Below are 18,124 nucleotides of genomic sequence, written 5' to 3'. Positions count from 1 at the left end.
TTCAACGGCTTTTGGGGCGACTGAATTGGTTGATGTCTTCGAACAGGTCGAAGAGGAGCTTCGCTCCGAACGTTATAAGCGTATCGCACGCACATGGCTGCCGATCGGCGCCGGTGTAGGGGCGGTTGCGCTGATTGGTGCGCTGGGCTGGTGGGGTTACCAGAGCTGGCAAACCAGTGAAGCTGACAAGGCGTCGGCAGCCTACCAGCGTGGCCTTGAGGCCGCTGCGGCGGGCAATATGGATCAGGCGGCGACCGCCTTTGGCGAAGCGGCTGACACCGGCTCGCGTGGCTATAAGGCGCTGGCCCTGATGCAACAGGCCGCCGTCGCTCTGGAACAGAACAAGACGGACGACGCCCTGCGTCTGTTCGACGAGGCCGCCAAGGTTTCGCGCGATCCGGTCATCAGCGACGCTGCTGCTCTGAAGGCGGCTTACCTGCTGGTGGACAAGGGTTCGCTGGACGACCTGAAGAAGCGCCTCGAGCCGCTGGCCGAAGAAAAGCGCCCGTACCGCGCCCTGGCTCAGGAAGCTCTGGCGACCGTTCTGCTGCTGAACAACAAGCCGGCTGAGGCTCGCGAAATCTACGTGCTGCTGCAACTGGGGCAGGACGTGCCGGATATGGTGCGTGAACGCTCCAACGCTGCAGTCCGCCTGATTGACGCCGGCACCTCGGGTGCTGTGCGCCAGATCGTGACGGAAGCGGCCAAGCTGCCTGACACGCCGGTTCCGGCTCCGGCGGCTGCGGCACCTGCTGCGGCTCAAAACGCTCCCGCTCAATCCGCTACTGCCCAGTAATCTTGCACGAGAAGTCCGAGATGAATCGTTCGCTGAAAATCGCCCTGATGTGCGGATTGGCCGCAACCGTCGCTTCGTGCGGTACGGTGAAACGCGCAATCCCGTTCCTGGACAAGGGCGATGGCCCCAAGGCCGTCGCCAGCCAAGGCGAACGCATCTCGATCCTCGAGTTTGAACAGCAGCTGGCTCCGTCGCCGGCTCTGTCGGGTCGTGACTTCTTCGTGCCGGGTCCGCAATCGGTCAGCGCCTGGCAGCAGCCGGGCCGCAATGCCGAGAACGAGATCGGCCACGTCATCGCTGCGCCCGAGTTCGCCATCGCGTGGAAGCGCGACATCGGTGCCTCGTCGGATCGTCTGGCTCAGGTCATGGCTCCGCCGGTCGCCGCCGACGGCCGTATCTATGTGCTGGACGGTGAAGCCACCGTTTCGGCCATCGATGCGGGCACCGGTTCGGTGGTTTGGCGTAAGAACCTTGGCACCGACGAGCGCGACTCCGGTCGCCGTCGCTTTGGTATCTCGCTGGGCGGTGGTTCGTCGGGCGGCGGCTTCGGTGGCGGCGTGGCTGTCACCGGCGGCAAGGTTTTCGTGACCTCGGGCTATCGTCATGTGACGGCTCTGGACGCCGCCTCGGGCGAGGTGGCCTGGCAGTATGAAGCCGACCTGCCGATCCACGGCGCGCCGACCGTCTCGGGTGGCCGCCTGTTTGCCGTGGACGTCGACAACCAGCTGATCGCTCTGGACATCAATACCGGTGCCCAAAGCTGGAGCTACCGTGGCATCACGGAACCGGCCCGCATCATGCGCGCCTCCAGCCCCGCCGTCAGCGGCGACACGGTCATCGCGCCGTTCTCGTCGGGTCAGGTCGTGGCCCTGCGTGCCATCAACGGCCAGCCGGTTTGGGAAGAGGTGCTGTCGCGCACCAGCCGCACCAACGCCCTGTCGGAACTGCGTGACATCGCGGGCCGTCCGGTCATCAGCCGTGGCTTTGTCTATGCCGTCAGCCAGTCGGGCGTGATGCAGTCGCTCGACCTGCGTACCGGCGCGCCCAAGTGGGAACTGCCGATCGGTGGCGTGAACGCGCCTCTGCCGGTGGGCGATGTGGTCTATGTCGTGTCCAAGACCGGCGAACTGACCGTCATCAACCGCGAGTCCGGCCAGATTTATTGGACCCGCGACCTCAACGAAGGTCGAGTCCGTGAAGAAGGCGGCTGGTTCTTTGGCATGGGTAAGCGTACTATCCGCCCAACGTGGTCGGGTCCTGTGCTCGCCTCGAACCGTCTGGTGCTGGTAAACTCGGAGGGCCAACTGGTGGCCTTTGATCCGAAGACCGGCGCTCAGACCGCTACCATCAACCTGGGGGCTCCGGCCTATATTGCGCCCACCGCCTACAACGGTGCGCTCTATGTTCTGACCGACGACGCCCGCCTCATCAGCATCCGCTGACCTTGATTTCAAATTGCGTTAGAAGGCCGACATGGCTCTGAAGATCGCCATCGTCGGCCGGCCCAATGTGGGCAAGTCGACACTGTTCAACCGTCTCGTCGGCAAGCGCCTTGCGCTGGTCGATGATCGCCCGGGTGTGACCCGTGACCGTCGCTATGCCGACGGCAATATCGGCGACATGGACCTGACCCTGATCGACACGGCAGGTTATGAGGACGTCACCGACGAAAGCCTCGAAGCTCGCATGCGCGAGCAGACCGAGGCCGCTATCGAGGACGCCGACGTCATCCTGTTCACCATGGATGCCCGCGAGGGCGTGACCCAGCTGGACCGCATCTTCGCGGACCGCCTGCGGGGCGTGCACAAGCCGGTCATCCTGCTGGCCAATAAGTCCGAAAGCCGTGAAAGCACGGGCGGCGTGGGCGAGGCCTATGGCCTTGGCTTCGGTGAGCCGGTTGCCATCTCTGCCGAGCACGGCGAGGGCATGGCTGACCTGTACCAAGCCCTGCTGCGCGCTTCCGAAGACGTCTTCATCGAAGAGGTCGACGAGCCTGAAAAGCCGATCCGCATCGCCGTGATCGGTCGTCCGAACGCGGGCAAGTCCACCCTGATCAACCGTCTGATCGGCGACGACCGTCTGCTGACCGGCCCCGAGGCAGGCATCACGCGCGACTCCATCTCGGTGGACTGGCAGTGGGAAGGTCAGAACATCCGTCTGATCGACACCGCCGGCATGCGCCGCAAGGCCCGCGTGCAGGAGAAGCTGGAAAAGCTGTCGGTCGCTGACACCATCCGCGCCATTACCTTTGCCGAGGTGGTCGTTCTGGTCATGGACAAGGACGACGCCTTCGATACGCAGGACCTGCAGCTGGCAGATCTGGTCGAGCGGGAAGGGCGTGCGCTGGTCTACGTGGCCTCCAAGTGGGACCTCGAAGAGGAACCGCAGGCTCGTCTGGCCAAGCTGAAGCAGATGGCCGACGACAAGCTTCCGCAGCTGAAAGGCTCGGAGTTTGTGGCCCTGTCGTCGTTCAATGGCCGTGGCGTAGACCGTCTGATGCCCGCCATCATGAAGGCCTATGACACCTGGTCCGCCAAGGTGAAGACCAAGGATCTGAACGATTGGCTGGCGCTGGCGGTGCAACGTCACCCGCCGCCCGCCGTCGATGGCAAGCGTATCAAGCCGAAATACATCGCCCAGATCAAAGCCCGCCCGCCGACGTTCGTCCTTATGGCGACGCGTGCGGCTTCGATGCCGGACCACTACAAGCGCTATCTGGTGAACTCGATCCGCGAGTCCTTCGACCTTCAGGGCGTTCCGATGCGCCTGAACGTCAAGTCCTCGGGGGCCAACCCCTATGCCGAGGGTGGTGCCAAGTCGGGACCGGAACGCTTCAAGGGCGCGGCCAAGACCGCCCCGCGCAAGGTCATCAAGGCCGAGAAGGAAGAGAAATACTCGAACCTTCCGGGCAAGGCTCTGGAGCAAAAGGCCAAGGCGGGCATCAAGCCCAAGGTCAAACCTCTGGGCGGCCTGAAGGCTTCGGCTTCCAAGAAGGCCGGCACCAATGCCATCGTCGGCAAGGGCGCACGTGGCGGTGCCCGTCAGGTGTCCCGCTCGGGCCGTATCCGTACCGGCCAAAAGGGCGGCGCAAAGCGTTAAGCCCAGCCTGTGGCAGACAATAAAAAGGGCGATCCGCAATGCGGGTCGCCCTTATTTGTTTCCACTCATCAAAAAGGCCGCCTCCCTATGGAAGCGGCCTTTGACAGTCAGGCGGCCTGTGCGGCCTTCCATTCCTTGAAACTCGTAAACAGCGGCGGCTCCTTGTCGCCGCGGGCCAGTTCGACCATCAGGGGGGTGATTTCCTGCGGGTGGGGCAGGATCAGCGGGTCTTCGCCGGGGAAGGCTTGGGCGCGCAGGCCCGTACGCATCCGGCCCGGATCGACGATGGCGACACGGATCGGCATAGATTCCACTTCATCGGCCCAGCAACGCATCAGGTTCTCGGCACCGGCCTTGGTGGCGGCATAGGCCCCCCAGAAGGCACGCGGCTCGGAGGCGACGCTGGTGGTCAGGTGGATGACACGTGCGGCGGTGGAGGCCTTCAGCAGCGGCTCCAGCGAGCGGATAAGGCGATAGACGCCGGTGAAGTTGACCTTCTCGATCTTGGCAAAGCCGCGCGGGTCGGCGTGGCTGACGGGGGTCAGGCCTTCGGCACCCATGGTGGCGGCGGCCTGAACCCAGATGTCCAGCTTGCCGAAACGCTCATAGAGCGCGCCGCCCAGTCGGTCGATCGAACCGCCGTCGATGATGTCGAACGGGATCAGGGTCGCATGCTTGCCGGTGGCGGCGAAAATCTCGTCGTCCAGCTCCTCCAGACCGCCTTGGGTGCGGGCGGCGGCAACGACGTGGGCACCGGCCTTGGCCAGCGCCAGTGCGGTTTCGCGGCCAATGCCACGCGAAGCACCAACAACCAGTGCAATACGGTCTGCGAGCGGAAGAGAAGCGGTATCGGACATATGCCGCTGATAGCGCGGAGCGCCGCTATAAGAAAGGGCCGCCGGATGATCCGGCGGCCCTTTTGATCAGGCATTCACGGTGAGGATGGAAACCTTCTTGCCGCCCAGCTCGCGACCGCCTTCTTCGGCCTCGCGATCCAGCAGGCGAGTGGGGTAGTCGCCGGTAAAATAGTGGTCGGTGAACTGCGGACGGTTCGGGTTGCGCGGGCCGACGCCGGTGGCCTCGTACAGCCCGTCGATCGACAGGAAGCCCAACGAATCGACCTCAAGGATGGCGCGCATTTCTTCCATCGTATGAGTAGCGGCCATCAGCTGCGACCGCTCGGGCATGTCGATGCCGTAGAAGTCCGGATACAGGATCTGCGGGCTGGCCGAGCGCAGGTGGACTTCCTTGGCACCGGCGGCGCGGACGGCGCGCACCAGCTTCAGAGAGGTGGTACCGCGCACGATCGAATCGTCGATCAGGACGACGCGCTTGCCTTCCAGCACGGCCTTGTTCGGGCTGTGCTTCATACGCACGCCCTTCTGGCGCGAGGCCTGAGACGGCTGGATGAAGGTGCGGCCCAGATAGTGGCTGCGGATGATGCCCATCTCGAACGGGATTCCAGCTTCTTGGGCATAGCCCAGAGCCGCAGGGACGCCCGAGTCCGGCACCGGAACCACGATGTCGGCGTCGATCTGGAACTCGCGGGCCAGACGGCGGCCCATTTCCTTGCGGACCTCATAGACCGAACGGCCGTTCACGATGGAGTCGGGACGGGCGAAATAGACGTATTCAAACAGGCAGGGGCGGGCACCCTGATCGGCGAACGGCTTGATCGAGGTCAGGCCGTCCTCGTCGATGACGACGACTTCGCCGTGTTCGACGTCACGGATGAAGGTCGCGCCCATCGTATCCAGCGCGCAGGTTTCCGAGGCCAGAACCCATGCCTCGCCCAGCTTGCCCAGCACCAGCGGGCGGATGCCCAGCGGGTCGCGGGCACCGATCATCTTGTAACGGGTCTGTGCAACGAGGGCGTAACCGCCTTCGATACGGCCCAGCGCGTCGATGAAGCGGTCCACGATCTTGGCCTTACGGCTGCGGGCGATCAGGTGGAGGATGGCTTCGGAGTCGGAGGTGGACTGGAAGATAGCGCCTTCGGAAACCAGTTGGGCGTGAAGGTGCTTGAAGTTTGTCAGGTTGCCGTTGTGGGCGATGGCGATACCGCCCTGGTCCAGATCGGCGAACATCGGCTGGACGTTGCGGATGAAGCTGCCACCGGCGGTGGAATAGCGGGTGTGGCCTACGGCGGCGGAACCCGGAAGGCGGGTGGTCAGGTCGGCATTGCCGAAGGCCTCACCCACAAGGCCCATGTGTCGTTCGGTGAAGAAACGCTCGGAGTCGAGGACGCTGGCGATACCGCAGGCTTCCTGACCACGGTGTTGAAGCGCATGCAGGCCAAGGGCCACAATCGAAGACGCTTCGTTGTCGGGCGAACCCCACACACCACAGACGCCGCATTCGAGACGCAGCTGGTCATCGTCCGGTTCGCGCCAATGTTCACGGTGAACGACGGGATCGGCGATATGGTGGCGCATCGTGGAACTCCGATGACCGAGGGTTAAGTCGGGATGGCCCGCACCTAGTCCCGACCGCCTCCAAGTTCAAGGCTCATTGTTCGGTTTCGTCCGAAAAGCCTTCCTGTACGGACCTTTTTACGACGGGCGTCAGGGCATCGGCCCCTTTTGCCATCATGGGCAGTATTTTCTGGATGGCCGAGGCCGAGGCGATGCTGACGGGCAGGGATTTGGCATCGGCGAACCATCGCGGCGGGTTGTCGCCGACCACACTCATGAGAATCAGGTGGACCGAGCCGACGAAAGCGAGGGCGCGGATCACACCGATGAATGCCCCGGTAAACTGGTCGATGGCCCCCAGAGTATGGCCGCGCAAACCCTTGGACAGGCTACCTGCGGTAAAGCGGATCAGGAAGTAGAGGACCACGAACACCACGCCCACGGCGAGGATCGATCCGGCCCAATCGGGATCAACCAGACTGCGCCCGAACGGTGCTGTCCACGGCAGGGTGATCAGCGAAACAAGCCCCGCCAGCAGGAAGCTGAACAAGGACGTCAGTTCGCGCAGGGCACCACGAAACCATCCCGCCGCCGCCGACAGCAGGATCGCCAGAATGACAAAGACATCAAAGCCGGTCATTCGTCTTGGCTAACACGGGAAGGGCGGCTTTTCCGAGGCCTTAAAAGCGGTTCTGGGCGATGCGGTCCACGGCCTCGGCCAGACGCTCGACCGCCGTCAGTTTGACGTCGCTCTTCTTGCCCTTGCCCAAGGCGGGGGCGATGGCGCGCTCGAAGCCCAGTTTGGCGGCTTCGCGCAGGCGGGCTTCGGCGCGGCCCACGGCGCGGACCTCGCCCGACAGGCCGATTTCCCCGAACACGACGCAGCTCTTCGGCAGCGGCTTGTCCAGCGCGGAGGAGATCAGCGCGGCCGCGGCGGCGAGGTCGGCAGCGGGCTCGTTGATCCGCATGCCGCCCGCGACGTTCAGATAGACGTCCTTGTCGCCGAAGGTGATGCCGCAGCGGGCCTCCAGAACGGCCAGAAGCATGGCGAGACGGCCCGAGTCCCAGCCCACGACGGCACGGCGCGGTGTGCCATAGGCGGACGGCGCGACCAGAGCCTGTATCTCGACCAGCACGGGGCGAGAGCCTTCGATACCGGCGAAAACAGCCGCCCCCGGCGCGCCTTCCTTGCCTTCGCCGAGGAAGAGGGCGGAGGGGTTGGAGACTTCGCGCAGGCCGGTGTCGCCCATCTCGAACACGCCGATCTCGTCGGTCGCGCCAAAGCGGTTCTTGCCCGCGCGCAGGATGCGGAAGGGATAGCCGCGCTCGCCCTCGAAACTGAGGACGGCATCGACCATGTGCTCGACCACGCGGGGGCCTGCGATCTGGCCGTCCTTGGTGACGTGGCCGACAAGGATGATGGCGGGGCCGTCGTTCTTGGCCATGCGGACCAGCTCGGCGGCACAGGCGCGGACCTGCGTGATGGAGCCGGGGCCGGCCTCGTGCACGTCGGACCACAGGGTCTGGATGGAGTCGATGATGACGATGTCGAACTTGTCGCGCTTCAACGTCGTCAGGATGTCGCGCAGAGAAGTGGCCGAGGCCAGCGCCACGGGGGCATCGGCCACGCCCATGCGTTTGGCGCGGGCGCGGATCTGCTCGATGGCCTCTTCGCCCGAGATATAGGCGACGCGGGCACCGCCACGGGCGGCCTTTGCCGTCACTTCCAGCAGAAGGGTGGACTTGCCGACGCCCGGATCACCGCCCAGCAGGATAGCCGAGGACGGCACGACGCCGCCGCCGCACACGCGGTCGAACTCCGTCACGCCGGTGATGATACGGGCCGGATCGGGCGTTTCGGACGCCAGCGTCTCGAACGTCAGACCGCGACCGCGTGCGGTGGCCGTGGGCTTCATCGCCCCGGGGGGAGCCGCCTTGGATTCCTCCACCAGCGTGTTCCATTCCCCGCAGCCGGAGCATTGCCCCGACCACTTGCCATGGACGGCACCACAGGATTTGCAGACGAAGAGAGACGAGTCACGAGCCATGTGCCGAGACTAGCAGAGGAATTCGTGGGCGATAGCGGGGAGCGAAATCCCTACGACCGCGTTTGACGGACGATCACACAGTTGTGGTCACCGTTTCATCTGAAAGTTGTTCGCATTTTGGCAATTCGCCGTAATCATTACGCCGAACATTGTCTGGAGACCCCTAATGACCGCCGAGAACTCGCCAGCGATTAATCCCAACCTGATTAGTCGCATTAAGGGCATCATCCTGCAGCCCAAGCTGGAGTGGCCCGTGATTGCCGCCGAGTCGGCTTCGGTGAAGGGGCTATTTACCGGCTATGCCATGATCCTCGCCGCCATCGGTCCGGTGTGCAGCCTGATCGGTTCGGCCCTGTTCGGCTTCCCGATGGGCGTGCTCGCGGCCATCATCACCACTGTCGTCGGCTATGTGCTGGCGCTCGTGGCGGTTTATATCGTGGGCATCATCATCGATGCGCTGGCCCCCAGCTTCGGTTCTGAAAAGAACATGGTCCAGTCGATGAAGCTCGCTGTCTATTCGATGACTCCCGCCTGGGTCGCTGGCGTACTGAATCTCGTGCCCTTGATCGCCGGCTTGGCCTTCATCGCGGCACTGTACGGCGTCTATGTGATGTATCTGGGCTTTGGTCCGGTGAAGAACACGCCGGAAGACAAGAAGCTGCCCTATACGGTCGTCACCATCCTGATCGCCATCGTGCTGCAGGTTATCGCCGCCATGATCGTCGGTCTGGCCATGGCACCGTTCATCATTGCCGCCGCCGTCGCTGGCTAAGCTTTTGATGGCAAATACGAAGAAGGGGCATCCATCGGATGCCCCTTTTTTGTTGGCTTAGCCTACGTAGATGCGGGGTACGCGGGGCGTGATCGACGTCAGCAGCTCATAGCTGATGGTACCCGCAGCGGCGGCGGCGTCATCGATCATGCGGTTGGCACCGAAGATTTCGACCGTGTCGCCTGCCTTGACGCTAAGGCCGGTGACATCGACGGCCAGTACGTCCATCGAAACGCGGCCAATGATGGGGCGCAGTTCGCCCGCGACCCAGACCTGACCCTTGGGGCTATAGGAACGCAGGACGCCGTCGGCATAACCCGCGCCGCAGGTGGCGACGGTGACGGGCTTTTCGACCTTATATCCTTGGGAATAGCCGACGGTTTCGCCGACCGGAACGTCGCGCACCTGCATGATCTGGGCGTTCAGAGTGGCGACAGGGGCGATCTTGTCGTGTGGCTTGCCCTCGGGGCCACCGCCGTAAAGGCAGATGCCGGGGCGCACGACGTCAAAGCCAAAGTCTTCGCCAAGGAAGCAGCCGCCGGAGTTGGCGAAGCTGCGGGTCACGCCCGTATATTTCTGCGAGACGGCATCAAAGGCGTCACGCTGCTGGCGGTTCAGCGGGTTGGTGGGCTCGTCTGCGCAGGCGAGGTGGGTCATCACCAGCTTCAGCCCTTCGAACGGCTCGGGGGCGTTCTCGACGCGGTAACCGAGGCGGTTCATGGCCGTGTCGATTTGCAGGCCGCAGTCGCCACCGCCCGATGACAGCCAGCCTTGCACCTGCGCGGGCTGGTTCAGCACGGGGCGCAAGTTCGCCTGACGGATCAGATGGATGTTTTCGCCGTGGGCACCGTCCAGCACATAGATGGTCGGTTCGGCACCCAGTCCCTCGCGCAGGATCACACCCTCTGCCGCGCGGGCGACGAAGAAGGTACGCGCACCCTCGGCCATCAGGCGATGCGCCACCGCCACCGCGCCGAGGCCATAGCCATCGGCTTTGACCACCGGATTGACGGGGCGGCCCGTCAGGGTTTTCAGCGTGTGATAGTTGCGGGCCAGAGCGGCCAGATCGACGGTAAGGGAAGCGGGCAGGGAGGACATGGGCTGAATGTTTACGCCCCCATCCCCCCGACTTCCACCCCGTTCAGGGCAAGAAAATCCCTTATTCCGGAATATCCGAGAAGGCGGCACCGTAACGGCCATCGTGGGCCAGATTGCCAAAGCGCGTGGTGTTGGCGTCGAACGCCAGCTTCACGATGCCGATGGGGCCGTGACGCTGCTTGCCGATGACGACTTCGGCCTGATGCTGCAGGCGGTCCATGTCTTCCTGCCACTTCAGATGTTCTTCGGTGCCTTCACGCGGCTCGGCACGGCCGAGGTAGTAGCTTTCGCGGTACACGAACATCACGCAGTCGGCGTCCTGCTCGATCGAGCCCGATTCACGAAGGTCGGACAGCTGCGGGCGTTTGTCGTCGCGCTGTTCCACCTGACGCGACAGCTGTGACAGGGCGATGATCGGAACGTTCAATTCCTTGGCCAGCGCCTTCAGACCACCGGTGATCTCGGCCACTTCCTGCACGCGGTTCTTGGTGCTGCCTTCGCCGACGGTGACGAGCTGGAGGTAGTCGACCACGATCAGATCGAGGCCGTGTTCCATGCGGGCCAGTCGGCGGGCACGGGCGGCCAGTTTGGAGATCGAGATACCGCCGGTGGCGTCGATATAGAGCGGGCTTTCGCCGATCTCGATGGCGGCCTCGCGCAGCTTGGCGAAGTCGCTGGCGTCGATCTCGCCCTTACGCAGCTTGTCCGAGGACACGCCGGACGCATCGGCCAGCATACGCATGGCCAGCTGTTCGGCGCTCATTTCCAGCGAGTAGAAGGCAACAACGCCGCCATCGACGGTCTTGCGGCTGCCGTCCGGCTGGATTTCGTATTTGTAGTTACGGGCGACGTTGAAGGCGATGTTGGTCGCCAGCGCCGTCTTACCCATCGACGGACGCCCTGCGAGGATCAGCAAGTCGGACGGGTGCAGGCCGCCGAGCTTCTGGTCGAGGTCGTCGAGGCGCGTGGCCAGACCGGCCAGCTTGCCTTCGCGCTGATAGGCTTCGCCCGCCATTTCCACAGCACCGGCGAGGGCGTGGGAAAAGGTCACAAAGCCCGACGACGGCTTGCCGGTTTCGGCCAGCGAATAGAGGGTCTGTTCGGCCTGTTCGATCTGTTCTTCGGCGGGGCGCTCGGGATCGGGCGCGTCCTTGGCGATCTGGCCGCCGATGCGGATCAGCTCGCGGCGCAGGGCCAGATCATAGATGACGCGGGCATAGTCGGGGGCGTTCGCGGCGGGCGGGGCGCGATCCACCAGATCGGCCAGATAGCGCAGGCCGCCAAACTCGGTGAAGGCGGGGTCCTGATTGAAGCGGCCCATCAGGATGGTGGGCTCGGCCAGCAGGCCCTGACGGATGTGCTCTTCGATGGCCTTGTACAGGCGCTGGTGGAAGGGCTCGTAGAAGTGGATGTCACGCAGGCGATCGCTGAGGCGTTCGAAAACCCCGTTGTCATACATCAGCGCCCCGAGAAGCGCCTGTTCAGCTTCGAGGTTGTGAGGCAGCGATGTGACGGAGATGGACGCACTGTCCGGTGCCGAAGCCAGGTAATTCATAAACGCCAGTCAAACAGAGTAAGCCGGCCCGCGCATCACGCCCGAACCGGCAAAAGAGGCCCATCCCCAACAGCAGTTGTCCACAGCCTGTTAAGAATGGGGAATGTGTGGAAGAGCGGCTTAGCCGCGGCAGGGGTAACGTTCAATCATCCATTCACGGATGGCTTGGGTGACCGTCACATTTCGGCGTCCCGAAGGCATGGATTCGAACCGTGCCACCAGCGATTCCGGGGTGATTCCGGTGCCGCTGCTGGGGATGCAGTGGTTCGGGCGACGGCCTGCGCGTTCAGCCGATGCCTGTTCGGCCTTCACCTGATTGACCGAGCCTGTAACCACGCGGATCAGCTGGCGGGTATCGGAACGCAACATGGCAGCAGCGCGGTTTCGCGGAATGTCGCGACCGGCTTCCAGAAACTGCGCGACGGTCATCTGGGACTGGGCAAAAGCCGGCAGGCTGCTGGCAGCAATGGCCAAGACGGCCGACAGGCCAATGGCTTTCACAGCAATGCTTTTCGTCATGGCGTTGAAATGCTCCGATCCCGATGCGGGCGCAAGGCGAATATAGAAACCATAGTTTCATTAGGGTCCAGATTCTGAACCCTATCTGAATGCAAAAAAGGGCATCTGCAGTGCAGATGCCCTTTCGCTTCAGATAGTTGTGGCGATTACCACTTCAGGCTGAGGCGGCCATAGACGTAGCGGCCGTTGAAGCCGTACGGCGAGAAGTTCGAGAACGGGAAAGCGCCCGTGGTGTTGTTCTCGCGCAGGCTTTGACGCGGGTACTGGTCAAGCACGTTGTCCGCACCGATCGACAGGGTGACATTGTCGGTGAAGCGGTAGCGGGCCTCGACGTCCGCGATCAGGGCGTCGCCCAGTTGCAGGTCGGTCGCGGCCGATGCACCGGCAGCCAGCACATCGCCATAGCCCGTCAGACGGAAGGTGCCGCCCAGCTTTTGGGCTTCCCAGTCGGTCTGGAACACCACCTTCCACGGCGGGGTACCTTCTTCGAAGCGGTAGACAGCCTGACGACCGAACAGGGTGGTTTGGGTCGGCAGGATGCCGCTTTCGGTGACCGGAGTCTTGGTGACCTTGAAGTCGTTGACGTTACCGGCCAGTGTGAAGTCCAGACGGTTGCCGTTAGCCACTTCGGCACGGTCGCGGGCGACAACGTCCAGACCGGTGGTCTCGGGGTCCACGCCGTTGATCAAGAACCGGGCGGCTGATGCGCCATACGGGGCCAGCAGGTCGACGTGGGTGCGGGCATTGGTGCCGACCGGCTCGGTCGCGCTGCCCGTCAGGGTTTCCGACAGGATGATGCGGTCCTTGATGTCGATGCGATAGGCATCGGCGGTCAGCTCGAATGGACCCTTACGCAGGACGAAGCCCAGCGAGTAGTTGACCGACTCTTCGGCTTCCAGCGGGGTACCGCCCAGGGCCTCGCCAACCTCGCTCACCGACGGATAGGTGCCCGTCTCATAGGCGATGTTGTTGATGTAGAGGATCGAGGTCTGGGTGTAGTACTGCTGTTGCAGGCTCGGGGCGCGGAAGCCGGTCGAGATCGCACCACGGATGGCGAAGTTCGGGTTGAAGTCGTAACGCGCCGCGAACTTGCCCGAGACGTTGTCGCCAAAGTCCGAATAGTTCTCGTAGCGGACGGCACCCGACAGGGTCAGGCCCTCGACGACTTCGCCTTCCAGATCCAGATAGACGCCGACGTTGCTGCGGTCTTCGTCGACCTCGTTGGCAGGCGTAAAGCCGGTGAAGCCGCGCGAGCCGAATGTGAGGGTGTTGCCACCGGCGGTCAGGATCGGGCCACGTGCATAGGAGGCTTCCTCACCCGCGCCGATCTTGTAGTTTTCGCGGCGGGCTTCGAGGCCGAAGGCCACGTTCAGCGGGCCGTACCAGCCCAGATCATAGCCGCGGCTGGCGTCGATACCCAGAACCAGCTGGCTGTATTCCAGCGAACCGGCATAGAATTCGGTCGGGCCGTTGATGCCATAGGTCGGGTTCATGGTGTTCTCGGCACCGAACTCGATCTTGTTCGAGCCGTAGCCCAGATTGATGTCCACGCCCCATTCGCCGACATTGCCGCGCACGCCGCCAGCCGCGGTCCAGTCGGTGGTGTCGGTCAGGATGAACGGCAGATAGCCATCCGGATATTTGCGGCCCGAGCCATAGTCCGGGTTCTGGGTGTTGTCGGTCGGGGTGCGGTAGAAGGCGGCGGCAGAGCCGTCACGCTGCTGATAGCCGACCCAGCCATAGGCTTCCCACCCTGCCGACAGCGGCACGCCCGCATTCAGGTAAACCGACAGGTCTTCGGTCTGGGCGTCGCCCTGACCGCCGGTGATGCGGCCCAGCGTCGGGTTGATGTCCGAGCGGTTGGTGCGGTCGCGGTCGCGGTATTCAACCGAAGCGGTCAGGAAGCCTTCGTCGCCGATGGCAAAGCCCTGCCATGCCGACACGGTGAGGGTGTCGCCATCGCGGATATCGTCGGCGCGGCCATAGAAGCCGGTGTAGTCGGTGACGTATTGGCCATAGGTGAGGGTAGCACCGCCGCCTTCGCGGGCTTCGCGCAGACGCAGGTTCAGAACACCGGCGATGGCGTCCGAACCGTATTGGGCCGCCGCGCCGTCACGCAGCACTTCGATGCGCTCGATGGCCGAGGAAGGAATAGCGTTCAGGTCAACCGCCGACGAGCCGCGACCGACAGAGCCGTTCAGGTTCACAAGGGCGGTCTGGTGGCGACGCACGCCGTTGACCAGAACCAGCGTCTGGTCAGGGCCCTGACCGCGCAGGGTGGCCGGACGGATGGAGTCGGTGCCGTCGGTGGCCGACGGGCGCGGGAAGTTCAGGGCAGGGACGCTGGCGGCCAGCTGGGTGGCCAGCTCGGTCGAGCCGCGCTGTTCGAGGGTTTCGGCGGTCACGACATCGACCGGGGCGACCGTGTCGAGGCGCGAGCGGTTGGCCACGCGGGTACCGGTGACGACGATGTCGTCAACGCTGGTGGTTTGGTCGGTGTCTTGCGCGCTGGCGGCACCGGCGATCAGCAGGGCCGAGCCGGAAGCGGCTGCGAACAGTGCAGTTCTGTAGGCGATAGTACGGATCATCTCGAGGAGGCTTTCAGTTGGATGTCGGGCCCGACGGATCTGCGGGTCTTCGACGATGTCCGCGCGTCAGGCGCAGACGAGAGTTTTCATCAGCAATGTGGAGGCTGTGCCGGACAACACAGTCGTGCGCGCGATGGCGCGGGCATCACGAATGTCTTGGCCTTTGTGACAGGCATGGTTTCCCCCAACATGAAGAGCCATCCGGCCCGATCGTGCTTGGAAGGGAGAAGCAGGGTCAAACCGAACGGTACATGGAACCGGCATGTTTTACGCCCGCCCCACAGACTGAACCGCAGCAGACTGCGGCGCTTTATTTGAAAGCGATATCGAGATTATCTGAAATAACGTGAAGGAAAACTAAATTCTGCGAACGCCGGATATCGGCGCAATCGGTGCATGAAAATTGCTCAGCTTGATAATCGGGCAAAGAAAAAGGGCACCACCCGAAGGTGATGCCCTGATCCTTGTCCGCTTGGTCAGCGAAGGACGGTTCGAAAGCCTTAGGCTTCTTCGCCGAAGCCTTCTTGCTGGCCAGCGCCGCCTTCGATGAGTTCTTGGGCAGCTTCTTCAGCGGCAGCGCGTTCGTCGTCGAAGCGAGCGGCGATGACGTCTTCGCCTTTCGCTTGACGCTCGGCTTCTTCAGCCGAACGCGCGATGTTCATCTTGACGGTGGCCGACACTTCAGCGTGCAGGCGAACCAGCACTTCGTGAACGCCCAGGGTCTTGATGGCGGTGTTCAAAACGACCTGCGAACGGGTCACGTTGCCGCCTTCAGCCTTGATGGCTTCAGCGACGTCGCGGCCTGCAACCGAACCGTACAGTTGGCCGGTTTCACCGGCCTGACGGATCATGACGTAGGTTTGACCGTCGATCTTGTCGGCGATGACCTGTGCGTCAGCCTTGTTCTTCTCGTTACGGGCAACGATAGCTGCACGTTCGATTTCGAAGGCCTTCAGGTTGGCTTCCGTAGCACGACGAGCCTTGTCGCGCGGCAGCAGGAAGTTACGAGCGAAGCCGTCCTTAACAGTGACGACGTCGCCGATGGCGCCGAGGTTGTCGACGCGTTCCAGCAGAACGACCTTCATCTTACTTCACCACGTACGGCAGCAGAGCCAGGTAGCGAGCGCGCTTGATGGCCTTGGCCAGTTCGCGTTGCTTCTTGGCAGAGACGGCGGTGATGCGCGAAGGCACGATCTTGCCGCGTTCGGAGACGTAACGCTGCAGCAGCTTCACGTCCTTGTAGTCGATCTTCGGTGCGTTGGCGCCCGAGAACGGGCAAACCTTACGACGACGGTAGAACGGACGACGGGCCGGGCCAGTGCCAGCCGGAGCGCCCGGGATCGGAGCGGTGGTATCGGTCATCAATCCGGTTCCTTATTCCGAAGCCGCAGCATCGTCGTTGCGGTTGCTGCGATCGCGTTCGCGTTCGCGGCGAGCCAGCAGCGGCGACAGTTCCAGGTCGAGCTCTTCGACGCGGATGGTCAGCCAGCGCAGCACGTCTTCGTTGATCGACAGCTGACGCTCGACTTCTGCCATAGCAGCAGCCGGTGCATCGATGGCGAGCAGCGAGTAGTGAGCCTTGCGGTTCTTCTTCACGCGGTAGGTCAGGTTGCGCAGACCCCAGTACTCGATCTTGGCGACCGAGCCGCCGTTTTCTTCGATCAGAGACTTGATGGTGTCGTTCAGCGCTTCGGCCTGTTGCGCCGAGATATCTTGGCGCGTCATGACCGTGTGCTCGTAAAGAGCCATGCGGTATTCTCCCTTGGCGGACATCGGCGCAGGCAAACCGGGTAGTTTACCTACGATGGCTCCTGATGTGGCGGACGGGAGTTTCCCGACCCTTTGACGTTCCACAGCAGGACCGAAGCCCTGGAAAGGTGGGGCCTATAGGCGAAAACCGCCAAAAGAGCAAGGGGTGGCGCTTGGCGGCGGGATGAGGGGCACCAATCGTTCTAGCTTTGGCAGGCGGTGCCGTTTCTCTTGCCGCGTACAGGGCGAGAGGCGGATTTTCAGTCCATCACAGGGATAGGCATAGCACGGTATAGGGTGAGATGGTCGCCGCCACCCCAGCAGCACGAAGACACAACGAACAATACGCCTTGCTGTTCGTCCGAGAGCCGTAGGCCAGACCAGTTACGAAAAGGGGCGTACTCATGCTCCTCTATTAGACCGTTGCGACTGCGGAAGTAGCGACCTCGACTGGTTGCTATCCAGCCATCGTTAAGGGGGATGAGGTTATCTAGTGGCCAAGGGACGGGCACCATCATCCAGCGATCTCGCAGCAGTGGTTTCGGCGTATCGAAGACTGTGGAAATGTTATCTCCGCAGACCTGATAGACGTGGCCAATGCTCGTGGTGAGGTGGGCAAGTCCTATGCCGACGTGGACGCAGCCTGGTTGGTCCGGTGAGGTAAAGAGGCCGACGACAGGGCGATCGCTCGGGCTGGGTAATCTTTCGCCGCTTCCCTCATTGGGGCGGTAAACAATGGAGATCGTTCCGGTCTCCAAATCTATGCGGCGCAAGCCGCCTCCGAACTCCCCGCGATTTAATCCGAAATAGAGATGCGTTTGGCCGTCAGGCGCCACTGTTTGGGTGATCACACTTGCCGGTAGTTCTCTACGCTTCCAGCCGTCCTCGTTTGGTGTGTAGGCGGCTAGGCTGGTCAGCACTCCCGGTCGTTTTTGTCCGGTTGCGAACAGACTTTGATAGGAGCGTTCGTGCGTGACTAAACGGATGGGTTGAGCCTGCTCGGAACGGAGGTCACGGATGTGCGGCTCATGTCCGGGAGTATCTGTCACTACCCACAGATGTGCGCCATCGTGCAGGAGGTCCACGGCATTTTCGGCCACAACTGTTCGCGATCCGTCGGCGCGATTGAACTTTACGACCTTGTTGCTCTCGCCCCGCAGCCAAATGAAGCTGCGGTCAGCATAGCCTTCAAAGATCGCGCGGCCGAGATCTTCGTCGCGCCAGTGGCCTTCTTGCCAGGACCCCGGCGTCACAACATCGGGCGTGTATTCCGACTGTGAAACGGCAGGTGAAGCCGAGAATATCGCCGCCGTAATAATGAAGGGCATATAGCGCATAACCAGACACTGACATGAAAATCGAGATGTGTCTTGGGGTCGCTTTAAGCCGATGTATCACCATCGGCTGCGGCTAATCCGTGCATCCTTAATAACGGGGTTGGTGTTCGTACAGAATGCCCGCAAAGTCCGCGGCGTATTCTTATCGG

Annotated in this window: 16 protein-coding genes; 4 read left to right on the top strand and 12 right to left on the bottom strand. The window is 62.9% G+C overall.

All coding sequences use genetic code 11. The annotated features are described in order from the left end of the window. Positions 1 to 25 precede the first annotated feature (25 nt). From Q0Y42_RS01435 to der, 3 genes are read left to right on the top strand one after another with little or no spacing between them, the layout of a single operon-like run. Complete coding sequence (locus Q0Y42_RS01435) at positions 26 to 796, top strand: tetratricopeptide repeat protein (RefSeq protein WP_297799369.1); 771 nt, start codon at positions 26 to 28, stop codon at positions 794 to 796. 20 nt (positions 797 to 816) lie between these two features. Beyond that, the gene (locus tag Q0Y42_RS01430) at positions 817 to 2,238 is read left to right on the top strand and encodes a PQQ-like beta-propeller repeat protein (protein WP_297799367.1); all 1,422 of its coding nucleotides are present in this window, start codon (positions 817 to 819) and stop codon (positions 2,236 to 2,238) included. Between the two features lie 31 nt (positions 2,239 to 2,269). Next, positions 2,270 to 3,895: a ribosome biogenesis GTPase Der gene (der, locus tag Q0Y42_RS01425; RefSeq protein ID WP_297799365.1), complete on the top strand. Its 1,626-nt coding sequence runs from the start codon at positions 2,270 to 2,272 to the stop codon at positions 3,893 to 3,895. Positions 3,896 to 4,002: 107 nt separating this feature from the next. Here the strand turns inward: der and Q0Y42_RS01420 are convergent, their stop codons facing one another. From Q0Y42_RS01420 to radA, 4 genes are all read right to left on the bottom strand, one after another. After that, the gene (locus Q0Y42_RS01420; RefSeq protein WP_297799363.1) at positions 4,003 to 4,752 is read right to left on the bottom strand and encodes an SDR family NAD(P)-dependent oxidoreductase; all 750 of its coding nucleotides are present in this window, start codon (positions 4,750 to 4,752) and stop codon (positions 4,003 to 4,005) included. Between the two features lie 66 nt (positions 4,753 to 4,818). Next, positions 4,819 to 6,330, bottom strand: a complete 1,512-nt coding sequence (purF, locus tag Q0Y42_RS01415) for an amidophosphoribosyltransferase (RefSeq protein ID WP_297799361.1) — start codon at positions 6,328 to 6,330, stop codon at positions 4,819 to 4,821. A gap of 73 nt (positions 6,331 to 6,403) precedes the next feature. Further along, positions 6,404 to 6,949 (bottom strand): CvpA family protein, encoded by a 546-nt coding sequence (locus Q0Y42_RS01410; RefSeq protein ID WP_297799359.1) that lies wholly within the window; start codon positions 6,947 to 6,949, stop codon positions 6,404 to 6,406. A 40-nt stretch (positions 6,950 to 6,989) separates the two neighbouring features. Beyond that, positions 6,990 to 8,357 carry a DNA repair protein RadA gene (gene radA / locus Q0Y42_RS01405; protein ID WP_297799357.1) on the bottom strand — a complete coding sequence of 456 codons (1,368 nt, stop codon included), beginning with the start codon at positions 8,355 to 8,357 and terminating at the stop codon, positions 6,990 to 6,992. Positions 8,358 to 8,523: 166 nt separating this feature from the next. On the opposite strand from radA, the gene Q0Y42_RS01400 reads away from it, so the two are divergent. Further along, entirely contained in the window at positions 8,524 to 9,129 is a 606-nt protein-coding gene (locus Q0Y42_RS01400) for a Yip1 family protein (RefSeq protein ID WP_297799355.1), read from the top strand. A 57-nt stretch (positions 9,130 to 9,186) separates the two neighbouring features. Here Q0Y42_RS01400 and alr read toward each other — a convergent pair whose 3' ends face one another. The 8 genes from alr to Q0Y42_RS01360 form a co-directional block, all read right to left on the bottom strand. After that, the gene (gene alr, locus Q0Y42_RS01395) at positions 9,187 to 10,227 is read right to left on the bottom strand and encodes an alanine racemase (RefSeq protein WP_297799353.1); all 1,041 of its coding nucleotides are present in this window, start codon (positions 10,225 to 10,227) and stop codon (positions 9,187 to 9,189) included. 61 nt (positions 10,228 to 10,288) lie between these two features. Then, complete coding sequence (locus tag Q0Y42_RS01390; protein WP_297799351.1) at positions 10,289 to 11,782, bottom strand: replicative DNA helicase; 1,494 nt, start codon at positions 11,780 to 11,782, stop codon at positions 10,289 to 10,291. Between the two features lie 120 nt (positions 11,783 to 11,902). Next, on the bottom strand, positions 11,903 to 12,301 hold the full coding sequence (locus Q0Y42_RS01385; protein ID WP_297799349.1) for a hypothetical protein: 399 nt from the start codon (positions 12,299 to 12,301) through the stop codon (positions 11,903 to 11,905). A 146-nt stretch (positions 12,302 to 12,447) separates the two neighbouring features. Then, positions 12,448 to 14,889 (bottom strand): TonB-dependent receptor, encoded by a 2,442-nt coding sequence (locus Q0Y42_RS01380; RefSeq protein WP_297799347.1) that lies wholly within the window; start codon positions 14,887 to 14,889, stop codon positions 12,448 to 12,450. A gap of 500 nt (positions 14,890 to 15,389) precedes the next feature. Beyond that, positions 15,390 to 15,974: a 50S ribosomal protein L9 gene (gene rplI / locus Q0Y42_RS01375; RefSeq protein WP_297799346.1), complete on the bottom strand. Its 585-nt coding sequence runs from the start codon at positions 15,972 to 15,974 to the stop codon at positions 15,390 to 15,392. A gap of 1 nt (position 15,975) precedes the next feature. After that, positions 15,976 to 16,251: a 30S ribosomal protein S18 gene (gene rpsR / locus Q0Y42_RS01370; protein WP_297799344.1), complete on the bottom strand. Its 276-nt coding sequence runs from the start codon at positions 16,249 to 16,251 to the stop codon at positions 15,976 to 15,978. A 12-nt stretch (positions 16,252 to 16,263) separates the two neighbouring features. After that, the gene (rpsF, locus tag Q0Y42_RS01365; protein ID WP_297799341.1) at positions 16,264 to 16,638 is read right to left on the bottom strand and encodes a 30S ribosomal protein S6; all 375 of its coding nucleotides are present in this window, start codon (positions 16,636 to 16,638) and stop codon (positions 16,264 to 16,266) included. Positions 16,639 to 16,898: 260 nt separating this feature from the next. Further along, the gene (locus Q0Y42_RS01360; RefSeq protein ID WP_297799339.1) at positions 16,899 to 17,975 is read right to left on the bottom strand and encodes a hypothetical protein; all 1,077 of its coding nucleotides are present in this window, start codon (positions 17,973 to 17,975) and stop codon (positions 16,899 to 16,901) included. Positions 17,976 to 18,124 lie beyond the last annotated feature (149 nt).

Origin of the sequence: uncultured Brevundimonas sp. (assembly GCF_947305955.1) — a bacterium.
In the GTDB taxonomy this organism is placed as follows: Bacteria; Pseudomonadota; Alphaproteobacteria; order Caulobacterales; family Caulobacteraceae; genus Brevundimonas.
The sequence above is the reverse complement of the archived record's forward strand: the minus strand, read 5'-3'. Positions and strand labels throughout refer to the sequence as shown.